Source organism: Bacillus sp. 05T31 (assembly GCF_056396725.1).
In genome coordinates this window covers 1-1,385 of sequence record NZ_JBFTMA010000910.1, presented here as the reverse complement: position 1 = coordinate 1,385, position 1,385 = coordinate 1, and the positions used below count along the sequence as shown (strand labels likewise).

The 1,385-nt window shown below is 35.6% G+C and carries 1 protein-coding gene and 1 pseudogene; one reads left to right on the top strand and one right to left on the bottom strand.

Translation table 11 applies throughout. The features are described 5' to 3' along the window. Window positions 1-41: 41 nt before the first annotated feature. Window positions 42-1,073 carry an oxidoreductase gene (locus AC1DJR_RS29805; protein ID WP_429687861.1) on the top strand — a complete coding sequence of 344 codons (1,032 nt, stop codon included), beginning with the start codon at window positions 42-44 and terminating at the stop codon, window positions 1,071-1,073. Between the two features lie 58 nt (window positions 1,074-1,131). Here AC1DJR_RS29805 and AC1DJR_RS29800 read toward each other — a convergent pair. After that, window positions 1,132-1,359: pseudogene (locus AC1DJR_RS29800) on the bottom strand (VOC family protein); the annotation flags it as partial. Window positions 1,360-1,385 lie beyond the last annotated feature (26 nt).

Below are 1,385 nucleotides of genomic sequence, written 5' to 3'. Positions count from 1 at the left end.
GTCTTACTGCCCGCAAATAGCGGGACAAATGGAGGGGCAACATGAAAAAAATAGGTGTAGGGATTGTAGGATTTGGATTTTCTAGTACAACATTTCACATCCCGTTATTACAAACGATAGAAGAATACGATATTCGTGCTATTTTATCATCAAAAGAAGAAGTAGTGAAACAAGCATTACCAAATGCTGAAGTTGTTGGTACAATTGATGAATTAGTAAATCGAGCTGATATTGACTTAGTGGTCATTACTTCGCCGAATACAACCCATTTTCCATATGTAAAAGAAGCAATTGTACACGGTAAGCATGTTGTTGTGGAAAAACCATTCGTTGTTTCAATTGAAGAAGGAGAAGAACTTATTTCATTAGCGAACCGACATAATGTCGTTTTAAGTGTGTATCATAATCGCCGTTTGGATAATGATTTCTTAACGATAAAGAAATTATTACAAGAAAAAAGAATAGGGAATGTATACGCATATGAAGCGCATTTCGATCGTTTCCGCCCACATGTGCGCGATCGCTGGAGAGAAAAGAACTTACCAGGATCAGGTATATTATATGATTTAGGATCGCATTTAATTGACCAAGCATTATCATTATTTGGGAAACCAGATGCGATAAGCGCAGATGTAATAAAACAACGACCAGGTGCAGAAGTGGATGATTACTTCCATGTTGTACTTCACTATGGAGTGAAGCGCGTTATTTTACATAGTAGCAGTTACGTAAAGCAAGCTGGACCACATTTTACACTGCATGGAGATAAAGGTTCTATCGTGAAGTATGGTATGGATTCACAGGAAGAACAATTAAAGACTGGAATGAAGCCAGGGGATAATGGTTATGGATCAGACTCTGAAGAGAATTTTGCTACTTTAGAAACAGAAGAAAGCTTAGAGCATATTCCAACAGAAGTCGGCTGCTATGACATGTATTATAAAGGCGTGCGAGATAGCATATTAAATGGTGAAAAACTACCTGTAACTGCTCAAGAAGGTTTAGACGTTATTAAATTGATTCAATTGGCGACTGAAAGTAGTGAAACGGGTAGAGTCATTGCGGTAAAATAAAAAAAGACACGAATTTCGTGTCTTTTTTTATTAGGAATATGCGAATATGACTCATTATTTATTTTAGTCGTTTGTCATACATTAATTGGATTTGTATGCCGTAAGGATCTTCAATAATACCATATGCTTCACTAAATATATTTTTTTCTAGTGGAGAGATTATTTTCACATGCTTATCGGAAATTAAATTATTATAAAATCTTTGTATTTCTTCTAAATTAGCACTTTGAATGCAAAGTGACATGTTATTTCCAACGCTATAACGTTCAGTAGGGTTCATTGTATCTAACGTTCAGTAGGGTTCATTGTATC

Bases quoted from the DNA above. Each gene is read 5' to 3' on its own strand.
- AC1DJR_RS29805 (WP_429687861.1), top strand. From the start codon at position 42: ATGAAAAAAATAGGTGTAGGGATTGTAGGATTTGGATTTTCTAGTACA.